Source organism: Streptomyces tubbatahanensis, assembly GCF_022699385.1.
Lineage (GTDB): Bacteria > Actinomycetota > Actinomycetes > Streptomycetales > Streptomycetaceae > Streptomyces > Streptomyces diacarni.
The window spans coordinates 7,427,380-7,444,819 of the sequence record NZ_CP093846.1 but is presented as its reverse complement, the minus strand read 5'-3'; the positions used below and the strand labels follow the sequence as shown (position 1 = coordinate 7,444,819).

Genomic DNA, 17,440 nt, shown 5'->3' with positions numbered 1-17,440 from the left:
GACCGGATACGTAACGTAGGTATATTTCCCGAGGGCGTCATGGCCCGTGAGCGGCCGCGCCCTCGACCCCGACGATTACATACCTAACGTAGGTATTCAATAAGGAGACGAGATGAGCTCCCAGCAGCCGGACGAGACCGCCGCCCGGGGCACCGCCGCACGCGATCAGGAGCTGCGCGAACAGCAAGTGCTCGCGGTACTCCCCCGGCTGACCCAGCTCGGCAACGTCCTCAACCGCGGCCGCCTGGTCGAACGCGCCATGGAAGCCACCGCGCTCCGCCTGGACCGCCCCGCGATGTCGGTGCTCCTCATGCTGCACATGTCGGACCAGCCGCTGCGCGTCGGCGAGATCGCCACGCGGATGCAGGTCGTGGGGCCGCACGTCACCCGGCAGGTGAACACGTTGCAGCGGCTCGGTCTCATCGTGCGCGTCACCGACCCGGAGGACCAGCGAGCACGCCTCGTCGAGGCGACTGACGAGGGGAAGGCGGCGGCCGAGCGCTACATGGGCACGCTCGTCGGCTGGTTCGCCGACGCTCTCGCGGGATGGCCCGAACAGGACCGCCGGGACCTCGGCCGCCTCCTGGGGCGCTTCACCGACGATCTCACCGCCCACCTCGCGACACTCGACGACCCCACGGATTCCGAGGGGTGACGCGCTCCGGGGGGGCGCACACGGGCGCCTCGTGGAACCCACCGACTGCCGGTCCCGCCAGGCCGCACGGGCCGATACCGACGAGGGCGCGCACGTGCGGGATCGCTCATCCGGCGGCGCACGGCGGGTCCGGGCTGCGAGGATGGCCGCAGGTGACGAACGTGAAGCGGGAGGCGGCATGGGAGCGGACATACGCGCGACGGTGGAGTGGGTGGATGCCCGCGAGAGGCTGCCGGAGGACGGCATGCCCGTGGCCGCGGCGACCTCGGGCCGCTATCCGTCCGGCAGCGCGGACGCGCCGCATCCGGAAGCCGGAGTGGAGTTCTGGCTCGTGATGCCGATGGTCTTCTCGCACCTGCACTTCGCCGAGGACGGCAGTGAGCACCACGACTGCTTCATCGACTCCGACCGGCTGATCCGCCTGCCCTGCGGCCGCGGCGACGCCTACCCGGTGACCCACTGGGCCTACCTGCCCACCCTCCCCGGCACGGACGAGCACTACCTGCGGGGCGGGGAGGCGAGGGCCGCTCTCGGGGACGCTCAGTCCTGAGGTGGCGCGCCGACCGCCGCGGCGGCTTCGCGCCGGGCGGGTCAGCGGAGGACGGCTGTCATGTCGATCTCCAGCAACACGTTGGCCAGGTCGGCGCCGACCGTGGTGCGTACCGGGTAGGGCGGCGTGAGGTGGAGTGCGTAGGCCGTGTTGAAGTCGTCGAAGTCCCGGTCGAGATGTTGCAGGTGGACGGTCGCGCGCACCACGTCGGAGAAGTCCAGCCCGTGCGCGTCCAGTACGGAGGCGAGGTTGCGCATCGTCTGCTCGGTCTGCTCGGCGATGGAGGTGCCCCTGACCCGGCCGGAGACCGGATCGTGGGGCCCGAGACCCGCGGTGTGCAAAAAGCCGCCCGCGACGATCGCCTGCGAGTAGGCCCCGACCGGCTGCGGCGCCGCCTGCGTGCTGATGACGTGCCGCCTGTCCATGGCCGTGTCCCCCTTCTGGGTACGGTGTGGTGCCCGCGCGGGCGGGCCGGTGGGGCCGCTCCTGTGCGGGTCGGCTGCGCCGGAGGATGCCGACGCCGAGGGTGCGGCACGGGGGCCGCCGGTTCCGCCTGCCGTGCCGGCCCTGTCGCCGAGCGCGTGGGACACCTCACGGGCCGCCGCGCGTACCGCCGCACCGAGTGAGGACGCCGACGCCCCCGGGGCGCCGCCCGGCACCGCGCCTGACAGACCGACAGTGGCGATCGGTGTCCCCTCGTGGTCGAGGACGGCCGCGTCCACGCTGAGGACGACGGGGCCGCCCCTGCCGTCCTCCTCCAGCGCGAAGCCGTTCCGCCTGGCCGCTGTGACGGCCGTGCGCAGTCGTTCGGCCGCCTCCTCGGTCGCGTCCTCGGCGGCGGAGTCGTCCCGCGCGGCCGTCCGCGCCGTCTGCCGTACGCGGGCGACCTCACCGTCGTCCAGCCGGGCCAGCAGCGCCCAGCCCGCCGCGCCGGTGTGCAGGGGACGGCGGGCGCCCAGCCGGGGGCGCAGCGGCATGGGGCCGCTGCCCTCGAGGGCGTCGACGAGCACCGTCTCGTCGGCCTCACGGAGGGTCAGCCGAGCTGTGTGTCCCGTGCGTTCGGCCAGCCGCGCCAGCGTGTGCCGGGCGACTTCCCGCAGGTCGAGTCGGTCCAGGTAGGCGCCGCCCAGGTAGGCGGCGTGGGACCCGAGCCGGTAGCGGGCGCGCTCCGCGTCGCGCAGCACGAGCCCGTTGTCGGTCAGCGGTGTCAGCAGCCGCAGCAGAGTGCTCTTGTGCAGCCCCAGGCCCTGGGCTATGTCCGTCAGGGAAGCACCCGCCGGGTCGGGGTAGTCGGCGACGTAGTCGAGCACGGTCAGCGCGCGTCGCAGGGACGAGGAGCGGTTGCGCGTCGCGGCGCTCGCGGCCTCGTTCCCGTCCGTGTCCGACACCCTGCCCGCTCTCCTTCCGCGTGGCGTCTCCCTCCGCGTGGCCGAGACGCTGCTTCGGGGCGGTGGGCGGTGTCGCCCGGCCTCGCGACGAGGCTCGCCCGCCCGGTGTGCGTGCCCCATTGCCCCCTGTGCAACGGGCTCTTGACCATGCCGATCCTGCCTTCTAGTGTCCGCCAAATGCAACACAGCGTTTTGCAATGCAACACAGGAGAGGCGCTGCTCGCCGAGCTGATCGCCGTCCCCAGCGTCAACCCGCGCGAGAGCGCGCTGCCGGCCGAGACGCCGCTGGCCGAGTTCGTCGCCGACTACTGCCGCCGCCTGGGCATGACCGCACGGCTGGACGAGGTCACCGACGGCCGCTGCAACGTGGTCGCCACCCTGCCGGGACGCCGCACGGACGAGTGTGTCCTGCTGGAGACCCACCTCGACACGGTCGAGACCGAGGGCATGACCGTCGCCCCCTTCACCGCCGAGGTCCGCGACGGACGTCTGTACGGGCGTGGCGCCTGCGACGCCAAGGGGCCGCTGGCCGCCTTCTTGTCGGCACTCGCCCGGATCGCCGCTTCCGGGCACCCGCCTGAGCGCACGGTCGTGCTGGTCGGCGCCATCGACGAGGAGCACCGCTACCAGGGCGTGACCCACCTGCTTGCCCGGGAGGCGGGCGGGAGCGCCGCGCACGAGGGTGGCTCGCGGATCGGCCCGCGTCCCGTCGGCGCCGTCGTCGGCGAGCCCACCAGCCTCTGCCTCGTCGTGGCCCACAAGGGTGTGATGCGCTGCCGCATCGCCGCCACGGGCCCCGGCGGGCACAGCTCGCTGCCGCAGGGACGGGTCAACCCGGTCGAGACGCTCGCCGAGGTGGTCGGCTACCTGCGCGACGAGATCGCCCCGCGTCTGGCCGCCCGGCAGGAGCCGCTGGTCGGCGCGCCCACCCTCGTCGTCACGCAGATATCCGGCGGCTCGGGACCCAACGTGCTGCCCGAGCGCTGCGAGGTGACCATCGACCGCCGTACCGTCGGCGGCGAGGAGCCCGAGCAGGTGTGGCGCGCGCTCAAGGAGGAGCTGGAAGGGCGCTTCTCCGGGCCGGTCGAGGTGGTCGAGCCCCATGTCGTCGACTACGCGCTGCCGGCCCAGGACGGCGGCGCGGGGGCCGGCTTCACCGCGCGGGTCGGCCGCGCGCTGGCCGCCCACGGTCTGGATCCGGTGGGAGTCGGCGTGGGGCACGGCACCGACGCCAGCAAGATCTGCCGGGCCGGCATCCCCTCCGTCGTCTTCGGCCCCGGTTCCATGACGGAGGCCCACACACCCGGCGAATTCCTCGACCTGGCCCAACTGGACGCCGCGACCGACGTGTTGACCACGCTGCTCGCCGACGGCAGCGCCGGTGCCGCGGGAGAGGAGCGCGGCTGACACTCCCCGCCGCAGCCGGCAGGGCGTGTGGCCCGTTCCGCGACGCTCGGTGCCGGATCCCCGACCTCCCGCTCTCCTGATCGCGCACCGAGCGCCCTTGGCTGTCCCCTCGACGTACTCGACGTCGGCGCAGGTCACCGCGGCGCGGTCTTCGCCCGCCGCCCGTCCGAAGCGGCCCCGGCCTCGCTCCCCTCCCCGCTTTGGCGATCCGCCACCGGAAGGACCACACCGTGCCCACCTCCCCCTCCCCCGCCCCGCCCCGCGGCGCCGCTGCCGCGCGTGGGGGCGACCGGCCGCCCCGGCTGCGCGCCCGCTGGGCGATACTCGCCGCCGACTTCATGGTCCTGGGTCTCAACTACGCGGACCGTGCCGCCATCGGGGTCGCCGCGCCGTACATCATCAGCGAGTTCGGCTTCTCCGAGACGGCGTTCGGCTGGATCCTGAGCATCTTCGCCCTCTCCTACGCGCCCTTCGGCTTTCTCGGCGGCTGGGCAGCCGACCGCTTCGGCCCCCGCAAGGCCATGGGCTGGGCCGCCCTCGCCTGGTCGGTGTTCACCGCGGCGACGGCAGCGGGCGCCGGGCTCGTCAGCTTCCTGGTCATCCGGATCCTGTTCGGCGCCGCCGAGGGCCCGCAGGCGACGGTGACCGCCAAGCTCATGAACACCTGGTTTCCGAAACGCGAGCTGGGCACCGCGGTCGGTGTCGCCAACGCCGCCACACCACTGGGCGGGGCCGTCGGCACACCCATCGTCGTCGCCGTCATCGAGGCGACGGACGGCAACTGGCGCGTCCCCTTCGTCATCTTCGGCGTCATCGGAGTGCTCTTCACCGTCGGCTGGTTCGCCGTCGTGCGGGACACCCCCGAGCGGCACCCCTGGGTGCGTCCTGCGGAGCTGCGCGAGATCCGCGGCGCGGAGACCGGGAAGGAGGCGGAGGACGGCACAGCCGCGGCCGGCGAGGCGAGCGGCACCGGGGACGGGCACGCCGAGCGGGCGTGGGCCGCGTTGCCGGGCATGTGGCACTACGTCGCCCGCCCCGTCATCTGGGCCACGGCACTGGCCTACTTCGGTTACGCCTGGATCCTCAACGTCTTCCTGACCTGGTTCCCGACCTATCTGGTCAGTGAACGGGGCATCGATCTGGACCAGTTGGCCGTCGCCGGTGCCATCCCCTGGATCGGCGGCTGCGTCGGCATGATCGCGGGCGGGATCGCCACCGACTGGCTCGTGCGCCGGCTCGGAGCCGCGGCGACCGTGCGCCGCTGGACGATCGTGGTGTGTCTGATCCTGACCGCCCTGCTCTTCGGCTGCATCGCGCTCGTCGGAAGCGCCGGTGAGGCCGTGGCGCTCATGGCCGTCATCGTCTTCCTGCTCTACTTCACCGGCGCGCAGTACTGGACGGTGGTCGCCGAGGAGGTGCCCGGGCCTCGGTACGGCTCGGTCGCCGGGGTCGTGCAGTTCATCGCGGGGTGCGCCGGTTTCCTCGCCCCGCTGGTCACCGGGGCCGTGGTGGAGCACGCGCGCTCGTGGACCACGGCGTTCGCCATCGCGGTCGTCATCACCGTCACCGGAGCGCTGCTGCTGGCCGTGGCCGGACGCGCGAGGACGGTGCGCGGGTCCGCGCGGTGACGTGGAGCCCGTGCCGCCCACCGGCGGCCCGGGCACCTCGAAGAGCCCCCTCCCACCGCGAGTGCGGCACGGAAAGGGAGTGTACGTTCGTACGCTCCGACTATAGGGTTCCGCGCATGACCCTCGACGCACTGCGCAGGCCTGCGCGAGCCGAACGGCGGGCGCGCGTAGCCGTTGCCGTCCTCTTCTTCACCAACGGGGCCCTGTTCGCCAACCTTCTGCCGAGGTATCCGCAGATCAAGGCGGACCTGCAGATGGGCAACGCCACCTACGGGCTGGCGGTGGCCGCGTTCCCGGCAGGCGCCATCGCGGCCGGCCTGGCGGCCGGGATACTCATACGCCGGCTGGGCTCGGCGCGGGTGGCCGTCGCCAGCACGCTGCTGACCGGTGCGGGGATCCTGGCAGCGGCCCTGGCCGACTCGGTCGCCCTCTTCGCCGGAGCGCTGTTCTGGGCCGGGGCGATGGACGCGATCACCGATGTCGCCCAGAACGCCCATGGCCTGCGGGTGCAGCGCCGCTACGGACGCTCCATCATCAACTCCTTCCACGCCATCTGGTCCATCGGGGCCGTCACCGGCGGCAGCATGGCCGCCGGCGCCATCGCGCTCGGTCTGCACCGGGGAGCGCACCTGGCGATCTCGGCCGTCGTGTTCGCCGCCGCCGCGTGCGTCGCTCTGCGGTTCTGTCTGCCAGGGCTCGACACGGAACAGGTCGCGGACGCCGACGCCGCCGACGGCCGCGACCCGCAGCATCCCGCGCCGCGCATGCCGGGTTCGCGCACCACCTGCGTACTGGCCGCACTCGTCCTCATCGCCACGGCGAGCACGCTCGTCGAGGACGCGGGCAACTCCTGGGCCGCGCTCTACCTCTCCGGCTCGCTGCACGCGTCGGCCGCGCTGGCGGCGTCCGGCTACATCGCCCTCGTCGGGGCCCAGTTCGTCGGCCGCCTCGCCGGCGACCGCCTCGTCGACCGGTTCGGCCAGCGGGCCGTGGCCCGGACCGGCGGGCTGATCGCCGCCGCCGGCATGGGGATCGCGCTCGCCGTGCCCACGGTGCCGGGTACCGTTCTCGGCTTCGCCGCGGCCGGGCTGGGGGTGGCGACGCTGGTCCCCGCCGCGATGCACGAAGCCGACGAGCTGCCAGGGCTCAAGCCCGGTTCGGGGCTCACCGTCGTCTCCTGGCTCATGCGGCTCGGCTTCCTGCTCTCCCCTCCCGTTGTCGGACTGGTCGCCGACGCGGCGAGCCTCCGTGTGGGCCTGCTGGTCGTCCCCGCGGCCGGGATCCTCGTGCTCTCACTCGCCGGGGTCCTGCAGACCAGGCGCCGCTGACCGGCACCCCGGGCGCTTCACCCTCGGACAGAGACCTGCGCGCTCGCTGCGGGGCTGGCGCTCCACCGCACGCCGGCCCGTGAGCGGCACGCGCGCACTGGCCCTGGAAGCCGTCGCCCCTGTCACCACTCCTGACCGGCGGCGGGCGCGGCAGGGCAGCTTGGCGGCTCGAAGGGGGCGGTCCGCTGAAGGGTGCCGGGTTGGGGGGTTCTCCCCGGGGAGAAGCAGCTCACGGCGAACGACAAGACCATCAACAGCGTGGCCGCCACCGGGAGATACCGGACACCGGCCGCGTCGACCACCGCGCCGCCGACGGCTCCCGCGACCCCGGTGCCCAAATACAGGCCGCAGATGTTCAGCGCCAGCGCGGTCATTCCGGAGGACGGCCCTGCCGCCGCGAGGATGCCGCCTTGCACGGGAGGGGTGAGGCCCCAGGCGAACACGGCCCAGCAGCCGACCACCACAGCGAGCACGAGGCGGCTCTCCACACCGGTGAGGACCAGCACGGCGGCCAGCCCCAACGCCAGCGCGTGACCCCCGGTCACCAGCCGCAGGCTCCTGCCGGGTCCCCACGCGTCGGTGGCACGGCCCGCCAGCAGCGCTCCGGCCAGGCCGGCGAGCCCGACCACGAAGAGGAGGAACGAGAGCAGGCCGCCGGGGCGGGAGACGACCTGTGCGGTGTAGGCGCCCAGGTAGGTGTAGAACATCAGCCCGCCGCCGGCCGCCAGGAAGGTGACGGCGACGAGCCGCAGCACCCCGGCGTCGCGCAGCGGCGCGAGCCGCTCACGCCAGGGTGCGGGGGCCGCGCCCGGCACGGCCGGCGCGGTCGTCAGCACGCCCACGAGGGCGGCCGTGCCCACGGCGGCGATCAGCCAGAAGGTGGCACGCCAGCCCATCGCGCCGCCCAGCCAGGAGCCCACGGGGACGCCGGTGAACAGGGCGGCCGTCATGCCCGCCGTCACCACCCCCAGATACCGGCCCTGTTCCCCCTCGGGCGCACCGGCCGCGGCGGTGGCGAAGGCCGCGGAGGTGACCACCGCGGCCCCCAGCGCGGCGACGACCCTGGCCGCCAGAAGCGCGTAGTAGCCGGGCGCACCGGCCGCTGCCACGTTCGCCAGCACGAACACCGCCAGCGCGATTGTCATGACCGTACGGCGGGGAAACCGCTCACACACCACCGCCAGGGTCGGCGCACCGACCGCGTACGCCACGGCGAACGCGGTGACCAACTGCCCGGCAGCCGCGACACCCACTCCGAGGTCGTCGGCCACGGCGGGCAGCACTCCGGCGATGATGAACTCGTCCGTGGCCGTGGCCAGCAGGGTAAGGAAGACCACGTACAACCAGCCCGGCAGCCCGGGCCTCTTTCCGGCAACAGCACTCATGCGTCCGCACGCTAGGTACTGACACCAGTGTCACCTTCAAGTCGCCGAGCCCGCCTGGGACCGGCGCAGCACCTCACCGAGTTCCTCGTCGGGCCGGCCTGCCCGCAGCAGCGCGATCCGCTCGACCAGCTCCGTCCGGTACCGGGCCAGCTCCGCCGCCCGCGCCTCCACCGAGGCAAGCCGCCCCTCGTACATCGCGAGCACCTCGTCGGGGCTGTCGCGGCAGGCCAGGAAGTCCTCGGTCTTCATGTCCAGGCACGGAACCACCTGGCGGATGTCCTCGATGGTGAGCCCGGCACCGAGCAGCTCCCGCACGTTCAGCACCCGCTGCACGCTTCTCTCCTCATAGACCCGCCACCCACTGGTGGTCCGTTCCGTCTCCAGCAGCCCCTGCTGCTCGTAGTAGCGAAGCGACCGCCGGCTCGCCCCGGTGCGCCGAGCCAGTTCCCCGATCTGCATGACCGACCACTCCCTGTACGACCCACTGCTCGTGTCCCTGTACGACGGGCTGCTCGCCCGAGCCGCTCCTTATACGAGCCGCTCCCTCCACGGCCTGCTCCTTGAACGACCGCGACCCGGTCCGCCTTCCCGCCACGCGGCGGCGCGACGCGGGCCGAGGGTGATCCTTCTCAACCACCGACTTCCCAACGGGCCGGAAAACCGCACGTCAGGAGGGGGGTCCAGGACGCTGCCGGGCTGTGTGGAATTTGACCGCGTCGCCGTGCGGATAGCAGCCTGTGCCACTGACCCGCGCACCGAGCGGTCCTGCGTCTCGTAAGCGCGTGCGTCCTTGCGGTGCGTCATGTCCCCACCCCGACTGACCCCTCCCGCAAGGAATCCCATGCCGACTCCGAATGCCCGAACCGCCACCGGTGCGGCCGTCCCCGCGGGGACGGAACCGACCACGGACGGTGAAGAAGGGTGTCATACGGCGGCGGCCACGCCGCCGTCAGGCGACCGCTCACGCACCGACGTGCTGGTGCTCGCGATCAGCGGCGGGCTGCTCCTCGCGTTCGTCCTGTCCGCGCTGATCGCGCCCACGGCCACGGGCGAGGTCGTGGACACCGTCTTCACCTTCGCCGCACGCTGGTTCGGCCCGCTGTGGCAGGTGTTCCTGCTCGCGACGTTCGGCGTCGCGCTGTGGCTGGGTTTCTCCCGGTTCGGCAAGGTGCGGCTGGGCGGCAGCGGGGCACGCCCCGAGTACGGCCGCTTCCAGTGGGTCGCGATGATCATGTCGACGCTGCTGGCGGGCGGCGGCGTCTTCTTCGCAGCGGGTGAGCCCGTACAGCACTACATCGAGACGCCCCCCTTCTACGAGGGCGTCAAGAGCGGCACCCAGCAGGCGACCAACGCGGCACTGTCCCAGAGCTTCGCGCACTGGGGCTTCCTCGCCTGGGCCGTCCTGGGGACGCTCGCCTCTATCGTGATGATCCGCGGCCAGGAACGCGGCATGCCGCTGCGCCCCAGGACGCTGCTGTACCCCTTCCTCGGCGAGCGCATCCGGCACTCCAAGCTGGGGGCGGCCGTCGACATCGTGTGCGTCATCGCCGTGGTGGCCGGGACGGTCGGTCCGATCGGCTTCCTCGGGCTCCAGGTCTCCTACGGGCTCTCCCAGGTGTTCGGCATCTCCGGCGGCTACCCCGTGCAGCTCGGCGTCATCGTCCTGCTGACCGTCGTCGCCGTGCTGTCCGTCGCCAGTGGCGTCAGCCGTGGCATCCAGTTCTTCAGCAAGGCCAACGTCTGGCTCGCCGTCGCCCTCATGGCCGTCTTCCTCGTACTCGGCTCCCTGGGCTTCGTGCTGGACTCCTTCCTCGGCGGGCTCGGCCAGTACGCCCGGGACTTCGTGCCGCTGGCCCTCAACCGGGGCGACCACGCGTGGCTCGGCTCGTGGACGGTCTTCTTCTTCGGCTGGTTCCTGGGCTACGGGCCGCTGATGTCCATCTTCGTGGCACGCATCTCGCGGGGCCGTACGGTGCGCGACCTCGTGGTCTCCACCGCCATCATCCCGCCGCTGGCCACCATGTTCTGGTTCACCGTCTTCGGGGGCACCGGCATCTTCCTGGAGCAGCGCAGCCCCGGCACGATCTCGGGCCCGCTCAAGGCCGTGGGCATGGACGCGGCGGTCATCTCCATGGCCGAGCAGCTCCCCATGGGCGCCGTCGTCGCGGTCGCACTGCTGCTGCTGACCATCACGTTCGTGGTGACCACCACCGACTCGATGTCGTACAGCATCGCCGCCGCCGGAACGAAGTTCGGCGAGCCCACCCGGGCGGTACGCGCCTTCTGGGCCCTGCTGATGGGTGCGGCGGCCGCTGTGCTCATTCTCGTCGGTGACGGCGGCATCACGGCGCTCCAGTCGTTCATCGTCGTCACGGCAGTGCCCGTCGGCTTCATCATGCTCCCGACGCTGTGGACCGCTCCGCGTGTGGCCAAGGAGATGGCTCTGGAGCAGGGCGTCCTCGCGGCGGGGCCGCCGACCGCCGCTGCCCCGCCGCCCGGCTCGCGGGCTGCGGAGGACGCGCCGGCGGACCCAGAAGCCACGGCGTCCACGGATGCTTTGGTGACCTCCGACCACGAGTGAGCGCGGGCCCCACCCTGGGCCCGTCGCGGGCCGTGCCGAGTGCCGGGGAGCCGCGCGCGGTGCCCAGGTGGTTGCCTATGCCACACATCACAGGCGGAGCGGCGAGCAGGGCGGAACAATCCGGGGCGGTCTCCCGTTGACATCACTGTGGCTGCGGGAGGGGACAGTGTCCCCGGGCCTCACCTACAGCCCGTGGGGAAGATCGTTCGGCTGAAGCCCCACGGAGCCACTCGCCGAGAGGCGACCGCCCTCCCGCACGCCACCCAAGAACAGGCCCCGGCTGGAATCCCCCCCTCCAGCCGGGGCCGTCCCTTGTGCGGACCGCTGTCGACCGGCGCCGGTACCGGTGGCCCGGCGCGGGTCGATGTGTCCCAGCCACACGTCCTGGCCGTCCGCCATGGGCCGCGCGAGCGGAACGGGGAGGAACCGGCAGGCGAAGGTGAGCCCCGTCCCTTGTCCGGCCGGCGCACCGTTCCGGTCCGAGCACGCGCGTCAGGGACCGCTGCCGGCCACCTGATCAAGCGGCCCGGTGCCCAACCCGTGTGGTGACGGCCGGTCCGCCGCCGGGCCGCGGGTCAGCGCGCCTCCGCCTCCACCGGCTTGGGGATGAGGAAGGACGTGCCGACCGCGACCGCGAGGAGGACGACGCCGGCGATCATGCCCGCCTCGTACCCGGCAGGGGACGCCTGGTCCGCGGGCTGGGCCGCCGTCTTGACGGCGTAGAGCACCGCGAAGCTGAGGCCGGAGCCGAGGTTGAAGGCGCCCGCGTTGAGGCCCGGCAGGAAGCCGGGGTTCTCGCGGGGCGAGTGCACGATGCCCAGCCCGTTGAGGACGATGTTGCCGACGCCCGCATAGGTGACGCCCACCAGCAGCGAGGCCACCAGCAGCATCGCCCGCGACTCACCGTGCAGCGTGACGATCATCAGCACGACGGTCGCGGCGGCGCCGGTCAGACCGAAGCGGAGCACGCGCCCGTAGCCGAACGTGGCCGCGAGCCGCCCCGCCACGGGGCCCATGGCGAGCCCGGCCAGCGCGTAGGGAGTCAGCGTCCACCAGGCCGACTGCTCGGCGGACATGCCCAGGCCTGCCGCCGCGTCCTGGGCGAAGGCGGGGATCAGCCCGTTCATGACGGCGAACACGCCGGTCATGGTGAGCACCGTGGTCAGCAGGGTCGCCCACGTGGCACGCCGCTTGAGGTGGCGGGTGGCGACGAGCGGGTGGCCGCTGCGGCTCTCCGTACGCCAGAAGAGCGCGAAGGCGACGGCGGCGACGAGGACGAGGAGTGCGACGAGCGGCCAGTGCGCGGCCGCCAGCTTGCCCGCCTCGTTCAGCGCGATGAGCAGGGCACCGACGGAGACGACCAGCAGCGCCACACCCGGCCAGTCCATGCGGGCCGCGGCGCGGTCCCCGTCACCCGCGGCGGGAGACGCCTTCGACTCCGGGGTCATGGTGACCGCCAGCACGGTGGCGAGGGCGGCGACGAGCGCCATGGCCCAGAAGACCGACTGGAAACCGTGGTGGTCGGCGAGGTACCCGCCCACGAGGGAGTCGACCCCGGCGATGCCGCCGTTGACGGCCGTGATGACGCCGAGCAGGGTGCCGTACTTCTTCGGATCGCTCACCTCGACCCGCAGCATGATCAGGCACAGCGGCACCGTCGGCCCCGAAACCCCCTGGATGATGCGGCCCGCGAAGAGCATCGGCACGCTCTGCGCCAGCGCCGCGACCACGCAGCCGACGGCCATCAGTGCGAGCATGCCGGCCAGCACTCTGCGCCGTCCGACGAAGTCGCCGAGGCGCGGCAGGAAGAGGGAGAAGAGCGCGGCGGAGGTGAAGAACGCCGTCTGCGTGAGGCCGATCTCGGCCGAGCTGGCGTGCAGCGTCCGCTCGATGCTGCTCAGCGCGGGGCTGAGCATGCTCGCGTTCAGCTGGAAGGCGAAGCAGGCGACGAGGAGCGCGGTGACGAGTACGCCGACGCGCACCGGCCGCGCCCGCGTGCCGCCGGCGTCGGCCGAGGTCGGCGCACTCACGGGGTCACGTCGCCGATCCGCTCGAGGGCGTCCACCACCAGGCCCCAGAAGCGGTCGCGGTCCAGCTCGAGCGCGACCTGCGTGTGACAGTCCTCGGGGGCGGGGGCGCGCAGGTCGGTGACGGTCATGCCGAGCGTGAGACCGCCGGACAGCTCGATGTCCACGGGCGCCTTGCGCACGGTCATCACGCCGGGGTCGATGACGTACGCGACGGCGCACGGGTCGTGCACGGGCGGGTGCGCGAAGCCCTGGGCCTCGCGGTAGGTCGCGCCGAAGAAGTCGAGCAGTTCGCCGACGAAGCGGGCGGGACGGGTGCCGACACCGGCGATCTTCTCCACGACGTCCGGGGTCGCCAGCGCCTGGTGGGTGAGGTCGAGTCCGACCATGGTGACGGGCCAGGACTCGTTGAAGACGATGTGCGCGGCCTCGGGGTCGATGATGATGTTGAACTCGGCGACCGCGCTCCAGTTGCCCTGGTGGTAGCCGCCGCCCATCAGCACGACCTCGCGGACGCGGGAGGCGATGCGGGGCTCCTTGCGCACGGCGAGGGCGATGTTGGTCAGGCCCGCCGTCGGGACGAGGGTGATCTCACCGGGCTCGTGCGCCATGACCGTGTCGATGATGAGGTCGACGGCGTGCCGCCGGTCCAGTTCGAGCCGCGGCTCGGGCAGCAGCGGGCCGTCGAGGCCGGACTCGCCGTGGATCTCCAGCGCCGTCTCGACGTTGCGTACGAGCGGACGCGGGCATCCTGCGGCGAACGGCACCCCGGTGATACCGGCGATGCGCGCCACGGACAGGGCGTTGCGGGTGACCTTCTCCAAGGTCTGGTTCCCCACGACGGTGGTGACGGCGACGAGTTCGACATCGGGGTTGCCGTGCGCGAGGAGCATGGCGATCGCGTCGTCGTGTCCCGGGTCGCAGTCGAGGATGATCTTTCTGGTCACAGGGGCCCTTCCATGGCAAACGTTCTCCGAAGACTGTGCGGACTCTCCTCTTCCGCTGTCAACGGGTGTATGACCTCTCTCACCATGTCCGCAGGCCGGAGCCGGTGATCTGCGCTCTGGGCACCGTGGCGCCCTGCTGATAACGTTTGCCGCCACATCCGGCCGTCGTCCGCCGTCACGCTGCCGGACGCCGACGGGCCGATCGGGGAGAGAGCGAGGAGAGGGGGAGAGATGGCCGACGTGACGCTCCACGACGTGGCTCGCGCCTCGGGCTGCTCCGTCTCCACCGTCTCCCGCGTGCTGGCCGGCAGCCGCCCGGTCGGCGCCGCGACCGCCGCGCGGGTACGGAAGGCCGTCGAGGACCTCGGCTACCGCCCCAACCACGTCGCCCGCGCCCTGCGCAGCCGCTCGACCGGCACCATCGGCCTCGTCCTGCCGCAGATCACCAACCCCTTCTACCCGACACTCGTGCGGGAGTTGACGTACGCGCTGCACGCCGACGAACGGGCCGTGCTGCTGGCGGACTGCGACGACGATCCCGAGGCCGAGGCCGGGCACCTCTCCGCCCTGTTGGACAGGCAGGTCGACGCACTCTTGGTCATTCCCGCCCACGAGCAGCACAGCCGCGCCGCGGTCGCCGCCGCGGCGGCCCGCGTGCCACTCGTCCTGCTGGACCGCGGCTGCGGGCCAGGCGTCGCCGACTCGGTGGCTGTCGACAACTCCGCCGGGATGGCTCTCGTCCTCGAGCACCTGGCCGCAGAGGGACGCCGCAGGCTCTGCTTCGTCGGGGCTTCCGGAACCGCCTCGGCCGCCGCCGAACGCCGCGCCGCCTACGAGGCCGGCGCCGGCGCCCTGGATCCCGAGGCCCCGGGGCGTGTCGCGCTCGGTGACTTCTCGGTCGCGTGGGGGCGGGCGGCCGTGGACCGGATCTGGACCGGACGCCCCGCCGCTCAGCGGCCCGACGCGCTCGTCTGCGCCAACGACCTCATCGCCGTGGGGGCGTTGCAGCGGCTGCGCCAGCTCGGCGCCGACGTGCCGGGCGAGGTCGCCGTCACCGGCTTCGACGACATTCCGCTCGCGGATCTCGCCGACCCCGCGGTGACGACCGTGCGGCAGCCGGTGGCCGAGCTGGCCGCCGAGGCGGCGCGGTTGCTCGACCGGCGGCCGGTCGGCGAACAGGCGGGGCCACGGCGGTCGATACGGCTGGCGCCCCGGCTCGTCGTGCGCGCCTCCACCAGCCGGCCGAGCGCCTCTCACACACCCACGTCAGTCCCCACCACGCGCACGGAGACGGAGTCAGCCCAGTGATCGCAGTCGTCGGAAGCCTCAACCTCGACCTCGTCGCGCCCGTGCCCCACCATCCGGTACCGGGTGAGACGGTGCTCGGCGGTGACATGGCCCAGCATCCCGGCGGCAAGGGCGCCAACCAGGCCGTCGCGGCCGCCAGGACCGGCGGTGAGGTCGCCTTCGTCGGGCGGGTCGGCGACGACGACGCGGCCGCCGTCATGCTGGAGGCCGCCCGGGGACAGGGCGTCGAGACCACGCACATCCGCCGTACGCCGGGAACGCCGACAGGACGCGCGCTGATCGCCGTCTCACCGGCGGGCGAGAACACCATCATCGTCAGCCCCGGAGCCAACGCCCGCCTCACCGCCGACGACTGCAAGGCGGCAGGCGACCTGCTGCGCGGCGCCGCCGTCACCATCCTCCAGCAGGAGGTCCCCGACGAGGCCAACCACGCTGCGGCGCGGCTGGCCGGCGGCACCGTGCTGTACAACCCGGCCCCCGCGGTCGAGGGTGCCCAGCCGCCGCCGCACGTCGACCTGCTGGTGCCCAACCGCACCGAGCTGGCCGCCCTCACGGGCGCCTCGGCCGTCCCGGAGACGCTGGAGGAGGTGACCGCGGCGGCGGGCGGACTCACCGGCGCGGGCGCCGTCGTCGTCACGCTCGGCGGTGACGGGGTGTTGCTGGTGGAGGGCACGGCGAGCCTGCACATCCCCGCCTTCCCCGTGCGCCCCGTCGATACGACAGCGGCCGGCGACTCCTTCTGCGGGGCACTCGCGGTGGCACTGGCCGAGGGGCGCGCCCTCGCGGACGCCGCGCGCTGGGCGTGCGCGGCAGCCGCGATCAGCACGACGCGCGCGGGCGCGCAGCCGTCCCTGGCCGGGCGCGACGAGGTGGAGGCCCTACTCGCGGGGCACACCCCGTGACCCGTGCGTGGCCGCGGCCCCTGTGCCTCACTGGTCGGAGTAGCTGAGGTCCCCCACCGTCCACGCGCTCACGTCCTTGATGGCGATGCGGTACATCCCGCCCGTCTCCGGGATGCCCACCGTCCCCTGCAGGATCCGGGCGACATGGAAGTGCAGGTAGGAGGGGGGTTCGGTGCGCTGCGGCCCAGCGTCCCGGGACGCCCCCAGGAACGGGGCCGCGAACGGGGCCAGCCGGTCGGAGTCCCTGAGGACCTCCGCCACCCGTTGCCTCCACATCGTCTCCGGCGCCAGTCGCCCCGTGATCACTGCTCCGTGGGCGACGACGGTCAGAGACATCTGATTTGTTTGCTCCGACTCCACCATGGTGGCGATGTCCACGAGCAGCTCATCAGCGTTCGACATGAACGGTGATGCTATACGGCGCCGGAACGGCTCGGCGAGCGACGAGGCGGCCCGCCGGCCCGGCGAGGAGAAGTCCCCGTGCGGTCGGGGCCCGGCGTCTCGGCGCGGCGGGTGGGCGCCTCCTACGACGCGTCTGTCCGCCGCCTCCGGGTGGGCGGCCGGTCCGCGGGCTCAGGTCAGGTGCGGCGACGGGCCCGGGGTGGCCCGCAGTTGTTCGATGACGCTGTCGAGGTGGGCGCGCGCGGCGCGCTCGGCGGCGGCGGGGTCGCCGTCGACGACCGCGTCGATGATGGCCCGGTGCTGGGGCAGTGACTGGGTGGGCCGTCCTGGCCGCAGGGCGAGCCGGAACTGGTATCTGACCATCTGTCCGTTCAGGCGGTCGAGCAGGGATTCGGCGACGGTCTGCCCGCTGACCCGGGCGACGAGCTCGTGCAGCCGGCGGTTGAGTGCCGAGTAGGTCTCCAGTTCCCCCTGGTCGACGGCGTCCTCCATGGCCGTGCCGATGTCGCGCAGTACGGCCCTGTCCTTCTCGGTCGCCCGCTCGGCCGCGCGCCGTGCGCACAGCCCCTCCAGCACGGCGCGGCACTCGGTGATCAGGACCGCGTCCTCGACGGAGATCACCCTGACGCGCGCCCCGCGCCGCGGGATCAACTCGACGAGTCCGTCGGCCGCCAGTTCCTGGAGCGCCTCGCGGACGGAGCTGCGGGTGGCGTGGAAGGTGTCTGCCAGCTCCTGTTCGACGAGCCGCTGCCCCGGCGCCATGTCCCCTGCCGCGAGGGCCTGCCGGATACCGCGGACGACCGTGCCGCGTCCCGCCTGTCCTGTGGCCCGGTTCTGCCCCACTCCACCCGCCCCTGATCGCTGCGACGTCCTGTGATCGTCACGCAGTCTAACGGCGCCGGGCGCCTCACCGACATCCTCGCCAACTTTTT

General features: G+C 72.9%; 15 protein-coding genes. 8 read left to right on the top strand and 7 right to left on the bottom strand.

Translation table 11 applies throughout. The features are described 5' to 3' along the window. Positions 1-112 precede the first annotated feature (112 nt). Both MMF93_RS31940 and MMF93_RS31935 read left to right on the top strand, forming a co-directional pair. On the top strand, positions 113-655 hold the full coding sequence (locus MMF93_RS31940; protein ID WP_242756665.1) for a MarR family winged helix-turn-helix transcriptional regulator: 543 nt from the start codon (positions 113-115) through the stop codon (positions 653-655). Positions 656-833: 178 nt separating this feature from the next. Next, the gene (locus tag MMF93_RS31935; RefSeq protein ID WP_242756663.1) at positions 834-1,205 is read left to right on the top strand and encodes an AQJ64_40280 family protein; all 372 of its coding nucleotides are present in this window, start codon (positions 834-836) and stop codon (positions 1,203-1,205) included. 41 nt (positions 1,206-1,246) lie between these two features. Here MMF93_RS31935 and MMF93_RS33560 read toward each other — a convergent pair whose 3' ends face one another. Beyond that, a complete protein-coding gene (locus MMF93_RS33560; protein WP_341483318.1) occupies positions 1,247-2,593 on the bottom strand; it encodes a Rid family hydrolase in 1,347 nt (448 codons plus the stop codon). 177 nt (positions 2,594-2,770) lie between these two features. Between MMF93_RS33560 and MMF93_RS31920 the strand changes: the two genes are divergently transcribed. From MMF93_RS31920 to MMF93_RS31910, 3 genes are all read left to right on the top strand, one after another. Further along, the gene (locus tag MMF93_RS31920) at positions 2,771-4,000 is read left to right on the top strand and encodes a M20 family metallopeptidase (protein ID WP_242756661.1); all 1,230 of its coding nucleotides are present in this window, start codon (positions 2,771-2,773) and stop codon (positions 3,998-4,000) included. Between the two features lie 230 nt (positions 4,001-4,230). Continuing rightward, a complete protein-coding gene (locus MMF93_RS31915) occupies positions 4,231-5,628 on the top strand; it encodes an MFS transporter (protein WP_242756659.1) in 1,398 nt (465 codons plus the stop codon). 116 nt (positions 5,629-5,744) lie between these two features. Beyond that, the gene (locus tag MMF93_RS31910; protein WP_242756657.1) at positions 5,745-6,956 is read left to right on the top strand and encodes an MFS transporter; all 1,212 of its coding nucleotides are present in this window, start codon (positions 5,745-5,747) and stop codon (positions 6,954-6,956) included. 122 nt (positions 6,957-7,078) lie between these two features. Here MMF93_RS31910 and MMF93_RS31905 read toward each other — a convergent pair whose 3' ends face one another. Further along, positions 7,079-8,341, bottom strand: a complete 1,263-nt coding sequence (locus MMF93_RS31905; RefSeq protein WP_242756654.1) for an MFS transporter — start codon at positions 8,339-8,341, stop codon at positions 7,079-7,081. 36 nt (positions 8,342-8,377) lie between these two features. Further along, a complete protein-coding gene (locus MMF93_RS31900; RefSeq protein WP_242756652.1) occupies positions 8,378-8,800 on the bottom strand; it encodes a MerR family transcriptional regulator in 423 nt (140 codons plus the stop codon). Positions 8,801-9,182: 382 nt separating this feature from the next. Here MMF93_RS31900 and MMF93_RS31895 point away from each other — a divergent pair, with 382 nt between their 5' ends. Beyond that, a complete protein-coding gene (locus MMF93_RS31895; protein ID WP_242756651.1) occupies positions 9,183-10,922 on the top strand; it encodes a BCCT family transporter in 1,740 nt (579 codons plus the stop codon). 575 nt (positions 10,923-11,497) lie between these two features. On the opposite strand, the gene uriT is transcribed toward MMF93_RS31895, so the two are convergent. Both uriT and uriH read right to left on the bottom strand, forming a co-directional pair. After that, the gene (gene uriT / locus MMF93_RS31890; protein WP_242756650.1) at positions 11,498-12,952 is read right to left on the bottom strand and encodes a uridine transporter UriT; all 1,455 of its coding nucleotides are present in this window, start codon (positions 12,950-12,952) and stop codon (positions 11,498-11,500) included. Continuing rightward, positions 12,949-13,896 carry a uridine-preferring nucleoside hydrolase UriH gene (gene uriH / locus MMF93_RS31885; protein ID WP_242756649.1) on the bottom strand — a complete coding sequence of 316 codons (948 nt, stop codon included), beginning with the start codon at positions 13,894-13,896 and terminating at the stop codon, positions 12,949-12,951. Before uriH ends, uriT begins: the two co-directional genes overlap by 4 nt. A 231-nt stretch (positions 13,897-14,127) precedes the next feature. Here uriH and MMF93_RS31880 point away from each other — a divergent pair, with 231 nt between their 5' ends. Beyond that, positions 14,128-15,204 (top strand): LacI family DNA-binding transcriptional regulator, encoded by a 1,077-nt coding sequence (locus tag MMF93_RS31880; protein WP_242756648.1) that lies wholly within the window; start codon positions 14,128-14,130, stop codon positions 15,202-15,204. Next, positions 15,201-16,106 carry a ribokinase gene (gene rbsK / locus MMF93_RS31875; protein WP_242756647.1) on the top strand — a complete coding sequence of 302 codons (906 nt, stop codon included), beginning with the start codon at positions 15,201-15,203 and terminating at the stop codon, positions 16,104-16,106. The genes MMF93_RS31880 and rbsK overlap by 4 nt, the downstream gene beginning before the upstream one ends. Positions 16,107-16,133: 27 nt before the next feature. Here rbsK and MMF93_RS31870 read toward each other — a convergent pair whose 3' ends face one another. After that, positions 16,134-16,508: a hypothetical protein gene (locus MMF93_RS31870; RefSeq protein ID WP_242756646.1), complete on the bottom strand. Its 375-nt coding sequence runs from the start codon at positions 16,506-16,508 to the stop codon at positions 16,134-16,136. Positions 16,509-16,679: 171 nt separating this feature from the next. Beyond that, positions 16,680-17,351 (bottom strand): GntR family transcriptional regulator, encoded by a 672-nt coding sequence (locus tag MMF93_RS31865; RefSeq protein ID WP_242756645.1) that lies wholly within the window; start codon positions 17,349-17,351, stop codon positions 16,680-16,682. Positions 17,352-17,440 lie beyond the last annotated feature (89 nt).

Excerpts from the sequence above, each read along its gene's own strand:
- MMF93_RS31940 (WP_242756665.1), top strand. The coding sequence starts at position 113 with ATGAGCTCCCAGCAGCCGGACGAGACCGCCGCCCGGGGCACCGCCGCA.
- MMF93_RS31935 (WP_242756663.1), top strand. The coding sequence starts at position 834 with ATGGGAGCGGACATACGCGCGACGGTGGAGTGGGTGGATGCCCGCGAG.
- MMF93_RS31920 (WP_242756661.1), top strand. The coding sequence starts at position 2,771 with ATGCAACACAGCGTTTTGCAATGCAACACAGGAGAGGCGCTGCTCGCC.
- MMF93_RS31910 (WP_242756657.1), top strand. The coding sequence starts at position 5,745 with ATGACCCTCGACGCACTGCGCAGGCCTGCGCGAGCCGAACGGCGGGCG.
- MMF93_RS31905 (WP_242756654.1), bottom strand. The coding sequence starts at position 8,341 with ATGAGTGCTGTTGCCGGAAAGAGGCCCGGGCTGCCGGGCTGGTTGTAC.
- MMF93_RS31900 (WP_242756652.1), bottom strand. The coding sequence starts at position 8,800 with ATGCAGATCGGGGAACTGGCTCGGCGCACCGGGGCGAGCCGGCGGTCG.
- MMF93_RS31895 (WP_242756651.1), top strand. The coding sequence starts at position 9,183 with ATGCCGACTCCGAATGCCCGAACCGCCACCGGTGCGGCCGTCCCCGCG.
- MMF93_RS31880 (WP_242756648.1), top strand. The coding sequence starts at position 14,128 with ATGGCCGACGTGACGCTCCACGACGTGGCTCGCGCCTCGGGCTGCTCC.
- MMF93_RS31870 (WP_242756646.1), bottom strand. The coding sequence starts at position 16,508 with ATGTCGAACGCTGATGAGCTGCTCGTGGACATCGCCACCATGGTGGAG.